The 14,422-nt window shown below is 63.3% G+C and carries 15 protein-coding genes; 8 read left to right on the forward strand and 7 right to left on the reverse strand.

Translation table 11 applies throughout. The annotated features are described in order from the left end of the window. Positions 1-61: 61 nt before the first annotated feature. The gene (locus tag QF039_RS08930) at positions 62-925 is read left to right on the forward strand and encodes a sensor domain-containing diguanylate cyclase (RefSeq protein ID WP_008434731.1); all 864 of its coding nucleotides are present in this window, start codon (positions 62-64) and stop codon (positions 923-925) included. Here QF039_RS08930 and QF039_RS08935 read toward each other — a convergent pair. Both QF039_RS08935 and QF039_RS08940 read right to left on the reverse strand, forming a co-directional pair. Then, positions 922-1,548 (reverse strand): LysE family translocator, encoded by a 627-nt coding sequence (locus tag QF039_RS08935; RefSeq protein WP_307517528.1) that lies wholly within the window; start codon positions 1,546-1,548, stop codon positions 922-924. The genes QF039_RS08930 and QF039_RS08935 overlap by 4 nt on opposite strands. Before the next feature lie 95 nt (positions 1,549-1,643). Further along, complete coding sequence (locus QF039_RS08940) at positions 1,644-2,270, reverse strand: glutathione S-transferase family protein (protein WP_167663250.1); 627 nt, start codon at positions 2,268-2,270, stop codon at positions 1,644-1,646. A gap of 145 nt (positions 2,271-2,415) precedes the next feature. Between QF039_RS08940 and QF039_RS08945 the strand changes: the two genes are divergently transcribed. Both QF039_RS08945 and QF039_RS08950 read left to right on the forward strand, forming a co-directional pair. After that, positions 2,416-2,577, forward strand: a complete 162-nt coding sequence (locus QF039_RS08945) for a DUF2986 domain-containing protein (protein WP_008434728.1) — start codon at positions 2,416-2,418, stop codon at positions 2,575-2,577. A gap of 46 nt (positions 2,578-2,623) precedes the next feature. After that, positions 2,624-3,157, forward strand: a complete 534-nt coding sequence (locus QF039_RS08950) for a hypothetical protein (RefSeq protein ID WP_307517532.1) — start codon at positions 2,624-2,626, stop codon at positions 3,155-3,157. Here the strand turns inward: QF039_RS08950 and QF039_RS08955 are convergent. After that, on the reverse strand, positions 3,152-3,592 hold the full coding sequence (locus QF039_RS08955; RefSeq protein ID WP_003215603.1) for a helix-turn-helix domain-containing protein: 441 nt from the start codon (positions 3,590-3,592) through the stop codon (positions 3,152-3,154). The genes QF039_RS08950 and QF039_RS08955 overlap by 6 nt on opposite strands. Positions 3,593-3,701: 109 nt before the next feature. On the opposite strand from QF039_RS08955, the gene QF039_RS08960 reads away from it, so the two are divergent. Next, positions 3,702-4,481, forward strand: coding sequence for an SDR family oxidoreductase (locus QF039_RS08960; protein ID WP_307517534.1), 780 nt, complete (start codon positions 3,702-3,704; stop codon positions 4,479-4,481). 9 nt (positions 4,482-4,490) lie between these two features. On the opposite strand, the gene QF039_RS08965 is transcribed toward QF039_RS08960, so the two are convergent. The 4 genes from QF039_RS08965 to QF039_RS08980 form a co-directional block, all read right to left on the reverse strand. Next, on the reverse strand, positions 4,491-6,056 hold the full coding sequence (locus QF039_RS08965) for a DHA2 family efflux MFS transporter permease subunit (RefSeq protein WP_177036111.1): 1,566 nt from the start codon (positions 6,054-6,056) through the stop codon (positions 4,491-4,493). Further along, the gene (locus QF039_RS08970) at positions 6,053-7,162 is read right to left on the reverse strand and encodes an HlyD family secretion protein (RefSeq protein ID WP_008434719.1); all 1,110 of its coding nucleotides are present in this window, start codon (positions 7,160-7,162) and stop codon (positions 6,053-6,055) included. Before QF039_RS08970 ends, QF039_RS08965 begins: the two co-directional genes overlap by 4 nt. 22 nt (positions 7,163-7,184) lie before the next feature. Continuing rightward, the gene (locus QF039_RS08975; RefSeq protein ID WP_307517539.1) at positions 7,185-7,706 is read right to left on the reverse strand and encodes a helix-turn-helix domain-containing protein; all 522 of its coding nucleotides are present in this window, start codon (positions 7,704-7,706) and stop codon (positions 7,185-7,187) included. A gap of 184 nt (positions 7,707-7,890) precedes the next feature. Then, entirely contained in the window at positions 7,891-9,075 is a 1,185-nt protein-coding gene (locus QF039_RS08980) for an MFS transporter (RefSeq protein ID WP_177022097.1), read from the reverse strand. Positions 9,076-9,169: 94 nt separating this feature from the next. Between QF039_RS08980 and QF039_RS08985 the strand changes: the two genes are divergently transcribed. From QF039_RS08985 to QF039_RS09000, 4 genes are all read left to right on the forward strand, one after another. Beyond that, entirely contained in the window at positions 9,170-10,063 is an 894-nt protein-coding gene (locus tag QF039_RS08985; RefSeq protein ID WP_023658741.1) for a LysR family transcriptional regulator, read from the forward strand. Between the two features lie 250 nt (positions 10,064-10,313). Then, on the forward strand, positions 10,314-10,769 hold the full coding sequence (locus tag QF039_RS08990; protein WP_003215609.1) for a (2Fe-2S)-binding protein: 456 nt from the start codon (positions 10,314-10,316) through the stop codon (positions 10,767-10,769). Further along, positions 10,769-13,021 carry a molybdopterin cofactor-binding domain-containing protein gene (locus tag QF039_RS08995; RefSeq protein WP_177044964.1) on the forward strand — a complete coding sequence of 751 codons (2,253 nt, stop codon included), beginning with the start codon at positions 10,769-10,771 and terminating at the stop codon, positions 13,019-13,021. Before QF039_RS08990 ends, QF039_RS08995 begins: the two co-directional genes overlap by 1 nt. A 17-nt stretch (positions 13,022-13,038) precedes the next feature. Next, entirely contained in the window at positions 13,039-14,382 is a 1,344-nt protein-coding gene (locus tag QF039_RS09000; RefSeq protein WP_003215611.1) for a cytochrome c, read from the forward strand. Positions 14,383-14,422: the final 40 nt, after the last annotated feature.

A 14,422-nucleotide genomic window follows, 5' to 3' on the forward strand; every position in this document is an offset into this window, starting at 1 on the left:
TTCGCCATCCTTCGGGATCGGGCTATGATCGCCCAATCCGAACCAGACGCTCCCCAGACCTATGCCCGTTGACCTGCAAGCCCTCTATCCCAAACTGATCCACTTGATGCTGGATACGGTGTTCGTGGTCGACAGTGAAAACCAGATCGTGTTTGTGAGTGATGCCTGCGAAGCGCTGCTGGGGTACCGCGCCGAGGAGCTGACCGGCACCCTGATCACCCACTACATGCACCCTGAAGACCTAGCCCGTACCCGGGCGTCGATTGTGCGGGTCATGAATGGCAAGCCCCACGTCGACTTCCGCAACCGCTATATCCGCAAGGATGGCAGCGTGGTGCACATTCTGTGGGCGGCCTTCTGGTCCGAGGAAGTGGGGGCGCGGATCGGTGTTGCGCGGGACGTAACCGCCCTCACGCAGGCGGAGGAAGAGCTGCGTTTCCTCGCCCATCACGACCCGTTGACGGCCCTCACCAATCGCTCGCTGTTCAATGACCGGTTGGACGAGGCCCTGCAAGCCGCCCACCACCACAAAAGTCCTCTGGCCTTGCTGTTTCTGGACGTGAATGACTTCAAGGCCATCAATGATGTGCACGGGCATGCCGTGGGCGACCGCGTGCTTTGCGTGATTGCACGACGGTTGGAAGGGTGTGTGCGTGAGAGCGACCTGGTGGCCCGGATGGGCGGGGATGAATTCACCGTGCTGCTGACGGATATTCAATCACCGGAAGCCGTGTCGGCCAAAGTGCAGCAGATAGTTGCGGTGATGACCCAGCCCCTGAGCGCTGAGTTTGGCGCGGTCAAGATGCCGTCCTGCAGTATCGGCGTAGCGTTTTACCCGGCGGATGGGGCAGATGCCGACAGCCTGCTCAGCCACGCGGATGGTGAGATGTACCGGGTTAAAAGGCAGCGGTTTGCAACCGATTAACGCTGCTGGAAAGCAATCTTCAGCCCCAATCCCATGAACAACGTCCCAATGATCTTCCCCTCCCAACGGCGCAGCCTTGAAAGCCCCACCATCCATTGGCTCAACGGACGAATCGCCACCGAAATCAGCGTGGTGTACACCGCACTGAGCCCCGAGAAGATCAACCCCAACACCGCGAACTGCGCCAGGGAAGAACCGGATTCCGGGTGAATAAACTGCGGCAGGAAGGCCAGGAAGAAAATCGCGGTTTTCGGGTTCAGCACTTCGGCAACCACCGCCTGGAAATACGCCTGGGTGGAGGTCACGGTGGGCAGGTCTTTGCGCGTGGTGGCGCCAGGCTTGGCCATGAAGGCGCGTACGCCCAGGTAGATCAGGTAGCAGGCACCGACGATTTTGACCACGTTGAACGCCACGGCCGAGGTCATCAGGATGGCCGACAGGCCGAGCGCCGCGCACAGCGTATGGATCAGGTCGCCCGAGGCCACCCCCAGCCCGGTGGCAATCCCGACCTTGCGCCCACCCTGGAGGGTGCGGGTGATCACCAGCAGCACGGCTGGGCCGGGAATCAGGAAAAGGCCGATGACCACGGCGACATACGTCAGGATGGGGGCGAGTTCGAACATGCTGTGTTATCTCAATGCCGGATGCGTCCTACAGTAATCCTCATCCCGGGGATTAACGCAATACAGATGAACACCCGCCGGAACCGCCTGGCCTTTTACTTCGCAAACGCATATTCACCACCCTGTTCCAGCGCCTTGCGATACGCCGGCCGTTCCTGGAACCGTTGCACCCATGCCGCCACATTCGGGTAGGCCTGCAGCTTGCCCTGAGCCCGGGCGATTTCGCCGATGAAGCTCATCTGGATATCCGCGCCGGTCAATTCGTCACCCACCAGGTACGGCGTGAGCCCCAGTGCGTTGTCCAGATAACCCAGGTAGTTCGCCACCTCGGATTCGATACGCGGATGCAACGGCGCACCCGCGTCACCCAGGCGCCCGACGTACAGGTTGAGCATCAGTGGCAGCATGGCCGAACCTTCGGCGAAGTGCAGCCATTGCACGTATTCGTCATAGGTGGCAGTGGCCGGATCCGGTTGCAGGCGGCCGTTGCCATGGCGGCGAATCAGGTAGTCGATGATGGCGCCGGACTCGATCACCACGTGGGGACCGTCTTGAATCACCGGTGATTTGCCCAGGGCATTGATCGCCTTGAGTTCAGGGGGCGCGAGGTTGGTTTTCGGGTCGCGCTGGTAGCGCTTGAGCTCGTAGGGCAGGCCGAGTTCTTCGAGCAGCCACAGGATGCGTTGCGAACGGGAGTTGTTGAGGTGGTGGACGATGATCATGGTGGCTCCGCTGGGCGAGAATAGAGGCGTATAGGGACAGACCGCGGTGGTGCTGTGGAGTGCCGTGAATTAAATCTGCTTCGATAAAGGCATGAAAGATGGATAATCACGCCGGCAAGCACTGATTACACACCGGATAGAAAACATGAATCGTCAAAAAAAACTACAGCAGCTGTTCAAGGCCAAGGCCAAAAAGGCCAGCGCCAAATTGGCACCGGCCAAAAAGGATAAATACATCAGCAAAGCAGACCGATTGAAGCTGGCTGCCGAGTCCGGTGATGAGCCTGTTGTTACCTCTGAGAGCTGATCCAGAAGGCCTAAGCATTACCTGATAGGGAATCGACGGAAAAACCATGAACACTGCTCAACTCGCGATTCAGCACTACATACTCGCCAAGGACGGCAACCGCCCGCATTTGCTCAGCCGGGCGTTTGTTCCCGAGGCAATCCTGGACATGGTGGTGCGCACCGGGTCCATCTCGTTTCCGCCCCACGTCGAAGGGGTGGGCGGCATCGGCGATGTGCTGGTGAGGCGGTTCGGGCAGACCTTTGAAAACGTCTATACGTTTTGCCTGGGGCAGCCACCGCAGGCGGGGGCCAAAACCTATCAGTGCAAATGGCTGGTGGGCATGTCCGACAAGAACTCCGGCGAAGCCCGGGTTGGGTGCGGGGTGTATGAATGGCAGTTCAATGCCGAAGCGGGGCTGGTCGAAAGGCTGACGATTACCATCAAGCATATGAAGACGCTGCCGGCGTCAGACCTGGGGAGCGTGATGAGCTGGGTGTCCGGCCTGAGTTACCCATGGTGCAGCCCGCAAGCCGCCGTGAGCGAGGCTCCCGATATTGACGGGATTGGAGAGGTGCTCCAGTGCCTTGCGGCCTTATGACTCGGTGTTGCACCGTAGATCGAAATCCGCCCGTGCCTGTTCAATCTCCTCCAGGTTGTTTGCCGCCCAGACCCATACGCCACAAAAGGCGGCACCCAGCGTAAAGCCGAGGGTTGTCAGGCTGTATTCGACCTTCGGCGGTACGACGGGGTAGACCTTGCGCACCACCAAGCCGTCCCTCTCCATCCCCCGCAAAGTCTGCGTCAGCATTTTCTGGCTGATGCCGCCGACTCGCTCACTCAGGCGCGTGAAGCGCAGCGGCGTCGTCTCGATCAAGGCTTCAAGAATCAGCATGGTCCATTTGTCTGCAACGCGACCTATCAGGTCGGTCACCAGGGGCGCGATCCGTGGGTCCAGATCCTTCGGGGGTGTTTGCCGGGCATAAAACTGGGCGGCGGCAATCTGCTCGTCGGTAAAGCCAGGGTGTTTGTTCATTCGTTGGACGCTCTCTTTCAGGTGCGTATAGATCTTTTGGGTGCCTACTTACTTAAGGCCAGTGTATCCCTCAAGCTCCTTGCGTGTGACCCACCATTGGAGAGTTTCGATGAAGATGACCGGACGAACAGTGCTAGTGACGGGAGGTTCGAGTGGTATCGGGCTTGAGCTTGCCCGCCAGCTTGTGGCACGAGGCAATACCGTGATCGTGACGGGCCGCGATCAGCACAGGCTGGACGAGGCGCGGCAACTGCTGCCGAGCCTGCACACGTTTCAAAGCGACGTGCGCGACCCCGCCAGCATCCAAACGCTGTTTGCGGCAGTCACCGGTCAGTTCCCTGGGCTCGATACGCTGGTGAATAACGCGGGCGTGATGCGCAATATCAAGCTGGCCGGAGGGCGGGCGCTGGCGGACGTGACTGAAGAGATCGAGATCAACCTGAACGGCCCGATCCGGATGATCCAGCAGTTTCTTCCCTGGCTGCTCAAGCACCCGCACGGTTTGATTGTTAACGTCTCGTCCGGGCTGGCGTTTGTGCCGTTTCCGGCGGCGCCCGTCTACAGTGCGTCCAAGTCCGCATTGCACGCTTACACCCAGTGCCTGCGGGCACAGCTTCAGCACAGCGCCGTCACCGTGGTGGAGCTTGCCCCACCCGGCACCGAAACACCGCTGCTCAGGGCCGAGTTCGCGGAAGAAATGAAGAACGAAAAAGGCATGGACCCGGTGCTGATGGTGCAGCACTGCATCCGGCAAATCGAAGCCGGCCAACTGGACATATGCCCGGGGTTGAGCAAGGTGCTGAAGGTAGCCAGCCGGGTTGCGCCTGGCCTGATATTCAAACAGATGACCAAGCTCAGCCGGCTGGCGCCGGTGCGGCCTTTAACATGATCGGACGATTCAATGCGCATCCGCAGTCGGCTGCTTCGGCGGCTGCACCTTGCGCATCAACGGCACCAGCAACACGGCGACGACGAAGCACACCATGATCATCAGGAATGCGTCCGCATAGGTCAGCGTTTGCGCCTCGCGCCAGGTCAGCGCCCACAGCTGACTCAGCGCGAACTGGCTCGAATCCAGGCTGTTTTGTCCCAGCAACTGGGCATTCCCGGAAAGCTGGTCAAGCCACACATTCATCGATTCGTTCCGGATGTTCAGGTGTTCAGCCAGGCGCAGGAAGTGCAGGTTGGTGCGGTCATTGAGCACCGTGGCGCAGGCGGCGATGCCGATGGCGCCGCCGAGGTTGCGCATCAGGTTGAACAGGCCCGAGGCGAGCTTCAGGCGGTCGGGGGCCAGTGCGCCGAGGGTCAGGGTGACCACCGGCGGCACTGCCATTTGTTGAGCAAACCCGCGTATGGCCTGGGGCAGCAGCAGCTCCCTGGCGCCCCAGTCGTGGGTGATGGGGGAGAAGTCCCACATAGACAGGGCGAATAACGACAACCCGAACATCAAAATCCAGCGCAGGTCGAAACGATTGGCCAGCAAGGCGTACACCGGGATCGCCAGCAACTGGAACACCCCCGTGGAAAACACCGCCAGGCCGATATCCAGCGAGCCGTACCCGCGCACCCGCCCGAGAAACAGCGGCGTGAGGTAGATGGTGGCGAAAATGCCGATGCCGGTGATAAATGAAAACAGGCAGCCCAGGGCGAAGTTCCTGTCCCGAAGCGCGCGCAGGTCGACGATCGGCTCCTTGATCTCCAGGCAACGCCAGATAAACAGCCCGCCGCTGATGGCGGCTATCCAGGCAGTGGTCGAGATGGTGCTGTCGCTGAACCAGTTCCAGCGCGGGCCCTCTTCAAGGGTGTATTCCAGGCAGCCGAGAAACACCGCCATCAACGCCATGCCGATATAGTCGGCGCCCTTGAGCAATGACGGGTTGGGGCGGTCGACCTTGACCAGCATCGGCACCGCAAAGGTCACGAAGAGGCCGGGCAGCAGGTTGATGTAGAACAGCCAATGCCAGGAGGAGATGTCGGTTATCCAACCGCCCACGGCCGGGCCCAATGTGGGGGCCAGGGACGCGATGGCGCCGATGGTGGAGGCGGCGATCACCCGCTGCTTGCCGTTGAAGTACATGAACGCGGTGGTGAACACCAACGGAATCATCGAGCCCCCCAGGAACCCCTGCAAGGCGCGAAACGCGATCATGCTCTGGATGTTCCAGGCCATCGCGCACAGCAGGCTGGTCAAGGTGAACCCGGCCGCCGACGCCGCGAACAGCCAGCGCGTGCTCATCACCCGGGAGAGCCAGCCTGACATGGGGATCACGATGATTTCCGCGATCAGGTAGGCGGTCTGCACCCACGCCGTATCGTCCGCGCCGGCAGACAACCCGCCGCCGATGTCCTTGAGGGAGGCGGAGACGATCTGGATGTCGATCAAGGCGATGAACATGCCCACGCACATGGTGGCGAAGGCCGCGACCTTTTGTGCGGTGCTGAGGGCGGGCAACGGGCTGTTCATAGCTGGGCCTTGAGGGCGCTGGCCTGGTCCTCGAACGCCTCATCGGTGTTGACCTTCGCCATCACCGACAGGCCCGGACGCAGGGCGCCGAAGTCGGCGTCATTGCTGTCGAGGCGCACGCGCACCGGCACTCGCTGCACGATCTTGGTGAAGTTGCCGGTGGCGTTTTCCGGCGGCAGCACACTGAATTGCGCCCCGGTGGCAGGGGCCAGGCTCTCGATGTGCCCGTGGAATTCACGGCCGGGGAGGATGTCGGCGCGGATGCTCACGCTTTGCCCGACCTGCAGGCGCCCCAATTGGTCTTCCTTGAAATTGGCATCCACCCACAATCCTTTCGCGGGCACCACCGAGATCAGTTGGCTGCCGGCCGCGGCGTAGGCGCCGACCCGGGCGCGGCGGTTGCCCACGTAACCATCCACCGGCGCCCGCAGTTCGGTATAGCTGATGTTCAATTGCGCCTGGTCGCGTTCGGCCTGCGCCTGTTGCAACGCGGCACGCGCTTGGCCGCGCTGGGTTTCAATCACGTCGATTTGCCGGCGCGCCGCCATCAACCCGGCCTGTGCCCGGGAGTGGTCGGCGCGGGCGGTCTTCCATACGGCGCTGACCCGCTGTGCGCTTTCGACCGATACGGCCTGGCTGCGCACCAGGTTCTGGTAACGCGTTTGATCGTCGCCGGCCCGTTGTGCTTCGGCATCGGTGGCGTCGATCTGCGCCTTGGCCTGGTTGATCACCGCCAGTTGCAGTTGTTCGGTGGCGTCGAGGTTGGCGAGCGAGGCCTGTTGCGCGGCCACGGCGCCGTCGGCCTTGGCCAGGGCCGTGCGGTAGTCGCGCACATCGATGCGCGCCAGCACGTCGCCGGCCCGTACGAACTGGTTGTCCTGCACCGTCACTTCGCTGATATAGCCCGGCACTTTGGCGCTGATCACCGTCACATCCGCCCCGACATAGGCGTCGTCGGTGTCTTCGATAAACCGGCTGACCAGCCACCAGTGGCTGGCGTACCACACGCCGCCCGCCACGGCCAGGGTCAGCAGCCCCAGGCGCAAAACCTGTTTGCGCCGGGATGGTTGGGTGGGTTCGGGCACAGCGCTGACTGGAGCGTCCATGACGAAATGACCTCGTTGAGTATTAGTGGGGGAAGGGGCTGACCAACTGGTCTTTTTCGGCGTAGGCCCGGCCGGTTCGTGCGCGCCACAGGGTCAGCGGTTCGGCATCGGCGCTGATATGTACGCGGTGGCCCGCACGGGTGATGGGTTTGCCGGTGTTGGCATCCATCAACGCCAGCACCACCGGGCGCCCGGTGGCCTCATCGGCGAGAAACACCTTGGTCGAGCCCTCGGCATGCCGCGCGCCCCAGGCCATCAGCGTGAGGATGACCTGGCGCAAGTCCCGGCCCGCTTCGGTGAGGTGGTACTCATGGCGCGGCGGGTTGTCCTGGTACGGGCGCCGTTCCAGCAAGCCGCCGGCCACCAACGCATTCAGGCGGCGGGTCAGGGTGTTCGAGGCGATCCCGAGGCTCTGCAGGAACTCGTCGAAACGGCGCAGCCCGTAGAACGCATCACGCAGGATCAACAGGCTCCAACCATCACCGATGTGCTCCAGGGCACGGGCGACCGGGCAGGACATGGGTTGGAAGCTGGCTTTCTTCATGAGGGACTCCGGGATCTGTTGCTAAATATTACGCAAGTAATATTGCACAGTGGATTTCATAATGAAAGTCACTAGTTGAAATTTTTTGCAGCGCTGGATGGCGGGCAGGCAGACGCAAAAAAGCCCCGGGATTCGGGGCTTTTCAGAGGGGAGGGTGTAGGGAACCGTGTGAGCGCGGCTGTCCTTATGCCTGCGCCGGTTCCTGGCAGATACGTGAACCTGTGCGCCGCGAGCGCCAGCCGAGGCCCAGCACCATCAGCAAACCCAGGGCCGCCATGATCGCACCAGCCAGCGAAATGGCCGGGTAGCCCAGCCCTGCGTTGATCACTGCTCCCCCCAGCGCCGCGCCAATGGCGTTACCGAAGTTGAACGCACCGATGTTCATCGCCGAAGCCAGGTTGGGTGCATCCTTGGCGGCTTCCATCACGCGCATCTGCAGGGGAGGTACCAGCGCAAAGCTGGCGGCGCCCCACAGCAGGATCGACAAGGCGGCGGGCAGCGGCCATTGCATGAGCACAGAGAAGGCCAGCAGCACGGCAATCAGGACCACGAGCGACGTTATCAGGGTGCGGTCCACCGAACGGTCCGCAGACTTGCCGCCCCAGACGTTGCCGAGGGTCAGGCCGATCCCGAACAGCACGAGCATTGCGGTGACGAAGTTGGTCGAGGCGTGGGTGACATCCCGCAGAATCGGCGCGATATAGGTAAACACCGTGAACATGGCGCTGGACCCCACCACGGTCAACGCCAGCGCTGCCAGCACCGGCCCGCGGCCCAGTACGCGGATTTCGGCCATCAGGCTTGCCCCTTTTGGAGCGGGCGTATTCGGTAGCGCCCACCACAGGGCCACCATCACGAACGCCCCGAGCCCGCTGATGCCCCAGAACGCCGTACGCCAGCCGAAGTTCTCGCCGAACCAGGTTGCCAGGGGCACGCCACCGATGGTCGCCAGTGTCAGCCCGAGGAACATCGCGGCGACGGCCCCCGCGCGTTTGTCGGGCGCCACCACACTCGCTGCCACGATGGAGCCGATGCCGAAGAATGCCCCGTGATTCAGCGATGTCACCAACCGGGCGACCATCAGGGTCTGGTAGTCGGTGGCCAGGGCGGACAGCAGATTACCCAGGGTGAAAATGGCCATCAGGCCCACCAGCAGATAACGGCGCGCCACCCTGGCTGTCGCGAGGGTCATGATCGGGGCGCCGATCAGCACGCCCATGGCATAGGCGCTGACCAGCAGCCCGGCGGCGGGAATGGAAACACCGAGGTCGGCGGCGATCCCGGGCAACATGCCCATGGGGGCAAACTCGGTGACCCCGATGCCGAAGGCGCCGATGGACAGTGCTACAAGGGGTGGGTTGATACGCATGGGTGACTCCTCATCTTTGTGTCAAATGCTACAATCACGGCTTTTCAGGCGGTAGCCCTCGGCAGGGCACTACAGCTTTGCGTGGAGATCACAAGTGGACATAGGCGGTCGGTCGGGGGAGATGGCGGTGTTCGCCATGGTCGCGGAGCAGGGCAGCCTCTCGGGGGCGGCTCGGGTGCTGGGCCTCACGCCGTCATCCATCAGCCGCATCATCACCCGCATCGAGGGGCGCATAGGCACCCGCCTGCTGCTGCGCACCACCCGGGCGATCACGCTCACCGCCGAAGGCGAAGCGTATTTGCGCGGCGCCCGGCGGATCCTGGCGGACATGGCCGAAGTCGAGGATGCGATCACCGACCAGGGCGCACCACGGGGCCGGCTGAGGGTCAGCGCGGCGCTCGCACACGGGCGGCTGTCGATCGTGCCGCTGGTTGCCGCGTTCAGCGCGCGCTACCCGGCCATCGTGGTTGAGTTGCGGCTGGAGGATGAGGTGGTGGATATCCTGGGCGGGCAAGCGGACGTTGCAATCCGCTTCGGTCAATTGGCCGACAGCCCCTTGACCGCTCGCCTTATCGGCTCCATCGGCGAGGTGATCGTGGCTTCCCCGGACTACCTGGCGCGTCACGGCACGCCGCAGGTGCCGCAGGATTTGCTCAACCACAACTGCCTGCGTTTCAACTTCCGCCGGGCAGCGCCCGACTGGCCGTTTCGCGTGGACGGGCGCGATTTTTCGCTGCAGGTGTCGGGTACGATCGAGGGTAACAGCGGGGAGGTATTGTCCCAGCTGGCCAAGCTGGGTGCCGGCATCGCACGCATTGGCGCATTCAGCGTGGCAGATGACCTGGCCAGCGGTGATCTGGTGCCGTTGCTTGAAGCGTACAACCCCGGAGACCAGGAGCCGATTCACGCGGTGTTCGTCGGCGGCGCGGCGATGCCTGCGCGGGTCAGGGCATTTGTCGACTTTCTGGTGGAACACCACCCGGCGTGACCGCCACTGACACCACAGGCCGCTCCCCCTGACGCAATCCTCTTGAATACTTGCCTAATCCTGCGATCTTGCCCACCCCTGCATAGCGCCTTGATGAACCAGGGTCTAAAGTCATTCCCATCGCCCGCTAGACTAGTCAAACCACGCGCGCGCGAACCAGACGGGCCATCGATGCCCAGCGGCGAGGCCCCGTCTTGCCGTCTAAAAATACTAAAAAATGCAACACCAACCGATGATCAGCGGGTGAGCCATGGAATTACGAATTAACCAGCAGACCCACCAAGTCGACGCCGAACCCGACACGCCTCTGCTCTGGGTCATCCGCGACAACCTGGGCATGACCGGCACCAAATACGGCTGCGGCCTGGCGCAATGCGGTGCGTGTTCGGTGCTTGTGGACGGCAATGTCGTGCGTTCCTGCGTCACGCCCGTTTCCGGCGTGGTCGGCCGCGAAATCACCACCATCGAAGCCATCGAGTCCGATGACGTCGGCAAGCGGGTCGTCGCCACCTGGGTCGAATACCAGGTCGCCCAATGCGGCTACTGCCAATCCGGCCAGGTAATGGCGGCCACCGCGCTGCTCAAGCACACGCCCAAGCCCAGTGATGCGCAGATCGAGGCCGCCATGGTCAACCTCTGTCGCTGTGGCACCTATAACGCCATTCATGCCGCCGTGCATGACCTTGCGCAGAAGGGAGAGGCCTGATGAACATTCGCATTGATCCCACCGCGCTGCCCTTGGTCGCGGCGTTGACTGACCCGGTGAACCTGTCCCGCCGTCGCTTCCTGGCCAGTACGGCCGTGGGCGCGCTGGTGATCGGTTTTGGCCTGCCGTTGGGGTCTGGCCGAGTGCAGGCGGCCACCGCCGCGGCCACGGCCGAACGCGGTACGCAGGTGCCGGCCTTCCTGGAGATTCGCCCGGACAACACGATTCGTTTGCTCAGCCCGTTTATCGAAGGCGGCCAGGGCACGTTCACCGCGATGGCGCAGATTGTCGGCGAGGAGTTGGACGCCGACCCGGCCACGTTCCTGGTTGAGTGTGCCCCGCCCGGTGAAGCCTTTGTGGTGATGGAGAACGGCATGCGCATCACCGGCGGCAGTATGTCGGTGCGGATGAGTTACCCCACGATGCGCCGGCTGGGTGCGCTGGCCCGGGCCATGTTGCTGGAGGCCGGGGCGCAGGCGCTGAAGGTACCGGTGAGCGAGCTGTCGACCGAGCCGGGCAAGGTGGTACACGCGGCGTCCGGGCGTTCTCTTGCGTATGGCGAGTTGGCCGGGCGGGCGATGGACCTGCCGGTACCGGATGTGGCCAGTGTGAAGCTGCGCGACCCAAGCCAGTTCCGTTGGATCGGCAAGCCGGTGAAGCGTCTCGATGCGTATGACAAGTCCACCGGCAAGGCGCTGTACAGCATTGATATGAAGGTCGACGGCATGCTCCATGCCGCCGTGCAGCATGCGCCCCGACTCGGCATGACCGTGGGCAGCCTGCGCAACGAAGACCAGGTCAAGGCCATGCCGGGCGTGCACTCGGTGCATCGCCTGCCCGGTGCGGTGGCGGTGGTGGCCGAGCGTTGGTGGCATGCCAAGCGTGCGGTGGAGTCGATTCAGGTCGACTGGCTGGAGCCGACGGCTGATTCCAAGGTGCGCGGGATGCCGAAGGACTTTTCCAGCGACGAGCATTTCAAGCGCCTGGCCGCAGAAACCGGCCCGGCCCGTGATGATGAGAACGAGGGCGACGTGGCCGGCACGCTGGCCAATGCCAAGACCAGGGTCGAGGCCACTTACCACAACCAGTACCTGCACCATGCCCAGTTGGAGCCGCCTTCGGCGCTGGCGCGCTTCAACCCTGACGGTTCGCTGGAGATCTGGCTGCCGAATCAGGCGCAGGACATGTTCCTGGCCGATATCGCCAAGCGCACCGGCCTGGCCCCGGAGCGGATTACCCTGCATTCGCCGTTGTTGGGTGGTTTTTTCGGGCGGCATTTCCTGTATGACTCGGCCAGTCCTTACCCGCAGGCCATCGAGTTGGCCAAGGCGGTGGGGCGCCCGGTGAAGTTGATCTGGAGCCGCGAAGAAGAATTCCTGCGGGATGTGCTGCGCCCGGTCGCAGCGGTGAATTTCCGTGGGGCGCTGGACAGCGACGGCTGGCCGGTGGCGATTGAAGCGGTGAGTGCCACGGAGGGGCCAACCGAGGCCCTGGCGGGCAAGCAGGGCGAGAAGCTCGACCCGACTGCCCTTGAGGGACTGTCCGGCAAGTCCTATGCGATTCCCAACAAGCGTATCGCGCAGATCTATGTGAAGGGCCCGGTGATGCTGGGCTACTGGCGTTCGGTGGGCAATTCGCTGAATGACTTTTTCTACGAATCTTTCCTGGATGAACTGGCCGACAAGGGGGGCAAGGACCCGTTCGAGTTGCGCCTGCATCTGTTGCGGGATAACCAGCGGCTGACCACCCTGCTGAAGGCGGTGGGCGAGTTGTCGGGTGGCTGGAAACGTGGGCCGTTTGTTGCCGAAGACGGCAGCAAGCGCGCACGCGGGGTGGCGATGGCGTCACCGTTCGGCACCCAGACGGCGGTGATTGCCGAGGTGTCGATCGAGAACGGCCAGGTCAAGGTGCATGACATCTGGCAGGCAGTCGACCCGGGCAGCATCGTCAACCCGGCGATTGTCGAGGCGCAGGTGAATGGGGCAGTGTCGCTGGGCTTGTCCCAGGTGCTGTTGGAGGAAGCGGTGTATGTGGACGGCTTGCCTCGGGCGCGTAACTACGATTTGTACCCGGTGTTGCCGCCTTCGCGGATGGCCCGGGTGCACGTGCGCGTGATCGAGAGCGGGGAAAAAATGGGCGGTATTGGCGAACCGCCGCTGCCCGCCGTGGCGCCTGCCGTGGCCAACGCCGTCGCGGCGTTGACCGGGCAGCGTGTTCGCAGCATGCCGTTAAGCCGCCACTCCTTCACCTGACCGGGGCCTGAGCACTTATGAACAACCGTCGATTCGCAAGAACCGTTGGCTGGCTGGCGCTGCCGTGCCTGGTCGCCGCAGGCCTGCTGGCCTGGTATGTCACCCGCGAGCCTGTCTCGCCGCTGGGGGCCGAGCCCGTCGCCACGGACCCGGCGCTGGTCGCCCGAGGCGAGTATGTCGCCCGGCTCAGCGACTGTGTGGCGTGCCACAGCGTGCCCAACGGCAAGCCCTTTGCCGGTGGCCTGGAAATGGCCACGCCGCTGGGGGCGATCCACGCCACCAACGTCACGCCAGACCCGGAAACCGGTATTGGCAGCTACAGCCTCGCCGACTTCGACCGCGCGGTGCGCCAGGGTGTCGCGCCGGGTGGGCGCCGCCTGTATCCGGCGATGCCGTATCCGTCCTACGCCAAGCTCAGCGACGATGATGTGCGCGCCCTGTACGCGTTCTTCATGAAGGGCGTGGCGCCGGTGCAGCAGGCCAATATCAAGAGTTCGATCCCGTGGCCATTGAATATGCGGTGGCCGATCGCGCTGTGGAATGGCGTGTTTACCGACAGCAAGCCGTATGTCGCGAAGGCCGGGAAGGATGAACTGTGGAACCGGGGGGCCTACATCGTGCAGGGCCCGGGGCATTGCGGCAGTTGCCACACGCCACGGGGCCTGGCCTTCAACGAGAAGGCACTGGATGAAAGTGGCAAGCCGTACCTGGCCGGTGGCTTGCTCGACGGCTGGTACGCACCGAGCCTGCGGGATGATCCCAACACCGGCCTGGGGCGCTGGAGCGAGCCGGAAGTGGTGCAGTTCCTCAAGACCGGTCGCAACAAACATGCGGTGGTTTATGGCTCGATGACCGAGGCGTTCAACAACTCCACGCAGTTCATGAGCGACGATGACCTGGCGGCGATTGCACGCTATCTGCGGTCATTGCCGGGCGACGAGCAGCGCGACGGTGCGGCCTGGCAGTATCAGGCGGTGTCGGCTGCGCAACGCCTGGATGCGCCGGGTGCGCATACCTATGTGACCCGCTGCGCCTCGTGCCACGGGCTGGAAGGCAAAGGGCAACCGGACTGGATGCCGCCGCTGGCCGGCGCCACCTCCGCACTGGCCAAGGAGGACGCCTCGGCGATCAACATCACCCTCAATGGCTCGCAGCGCGTAGTGGCGGCCAATGTGGCGGACGCTTATCGCATGCCGGCGTTCCGTGAGCAGTTGTCGGACCAGGAGATTGCTGAAGTGCTGACGTTTGTGCGCGGCACCTGGGGCAATCAGGGTGGGGCGGTGGATGCCAAGGCGGTGGGCAAGTTGCGTGAGCACACGGGCCCGGCGAGCAGTAGCCCGATCATTCTGCAAATGCGCTGAGGGAAATGCGCCTTGTGAGGGAGGCGCTTTGTGTAGGAAC

The sequence above is a fragment of the Pseudomonas sp. W2I6 genome, from assembly GCF_030815935.1.
Taxonomy (GTDB): Bacteria; Pseudomonadota; Gammaproteobacteria; order Pseudomonadales; family Pseudomonadaceae; genus Aquipseudomonas.

Excerpts from the sequence above, each read along its gene's own strand:
- QF039_RS08995 (WP_177044964.1), top strand. The coding sequence starts at position 10,769 with ATGAACATTCGCATTGATCCCACCGCGCTGCCCTTGGTCGCGGCGTTG.
- QF039_RS08940 (WP_167663250.1), bottom strand. The coding sequence starts at position 2,270 with ATGATCATCGTCCACCACCTCAACAACTCCCGTTCGCAACGCATCCTG.
- QF039_RS08945 (WP_008434728.1), top strand. The coding sequence starts at position 2,416 with ATGAATCGTCAAAAAAAACTACAGCAGCTGTTCAAGGCCAAGGCCAAA.
- QF039_RS08975 (WP_307517539.1), bottom strand. The coding sequence starts at position 7,706 with ATGAAGAAAGCCAGCTTCCAACCCATGTCCTGCCCGGTCGCCCGTGCC.
- QF039_RS08990 (WP_003215609.1), top strand. The coding sequence starts at position 10,314 with ATGGAATTACGAATTAACCAGCAGACCCACCAAGTCGACGCCGAACCC.
- QF039_RS09000 (WP_003215611.1), top strand. The coding sequence starts at position 13,039 with ATGAACAACCGTCGATTCGCAAGAACCGTTGGCTGGCTGGCGCTGCCG.
- QF039_RS08935 (WP_307517528.1), bottom strand. The coding sequence starts at position 1,548 with ATGTTCGAACTCGCCCCCATCCTGACGTATGTCGCCGTGGTCATCGGC.
- QF039_RS08980 (WP_177022097.1), bottom strand. The coding sequence starts at position 9,075 with ATGCGTATCAACCCACCCCTTGTAGCACTGTCCATCGGCGCCTTCGGC.
- QF039_RS08965 (WP_177036111.1), bottom strand. The coding sequence starts at position 6,056 with ATGAACAGCCCGTTGCCCGCCCTCAGCACCGCACAAAAGGTCGCGGCC.
- QF039_RS08950 (WP_307517532.1), top strand. The coding sequence starts at position 2,624 with ATGAACACTGCTCAACTCGCGATTCAGCACTACATACTCGCCAAGGAC.
- QF039_RS08930 (WP_008434731.1), top strand. The coding sequence starts at position 62 with ATGCCCGTTGACCTGCAAGCCCTCTATCCCAAACTGATCCACTTGATG.
- QF039_RS08970 (WP_008434719.1), bottom strand. The coding sequence starts at position 7,162 with ATGGACGCTCCAGTCAGCGCTGTGCCCGAACCCACCCAACCATCCCGG.
- QF039_RS08960 (WP_307517534.1), top strand. The coding sequence starts at position 3,702 with ATGAAGATGACCGGACGAACAGTGCTAGTGACGGGAGGTTCGAGTGGT.
- QF039_RS08955 (WP_003215603.1), bottom strand. The coding sequence starts at position 3,592 with ATGAACAAACACCCTGGCTTTACCGACGAGCAGATTGCCGCCGCCCAG.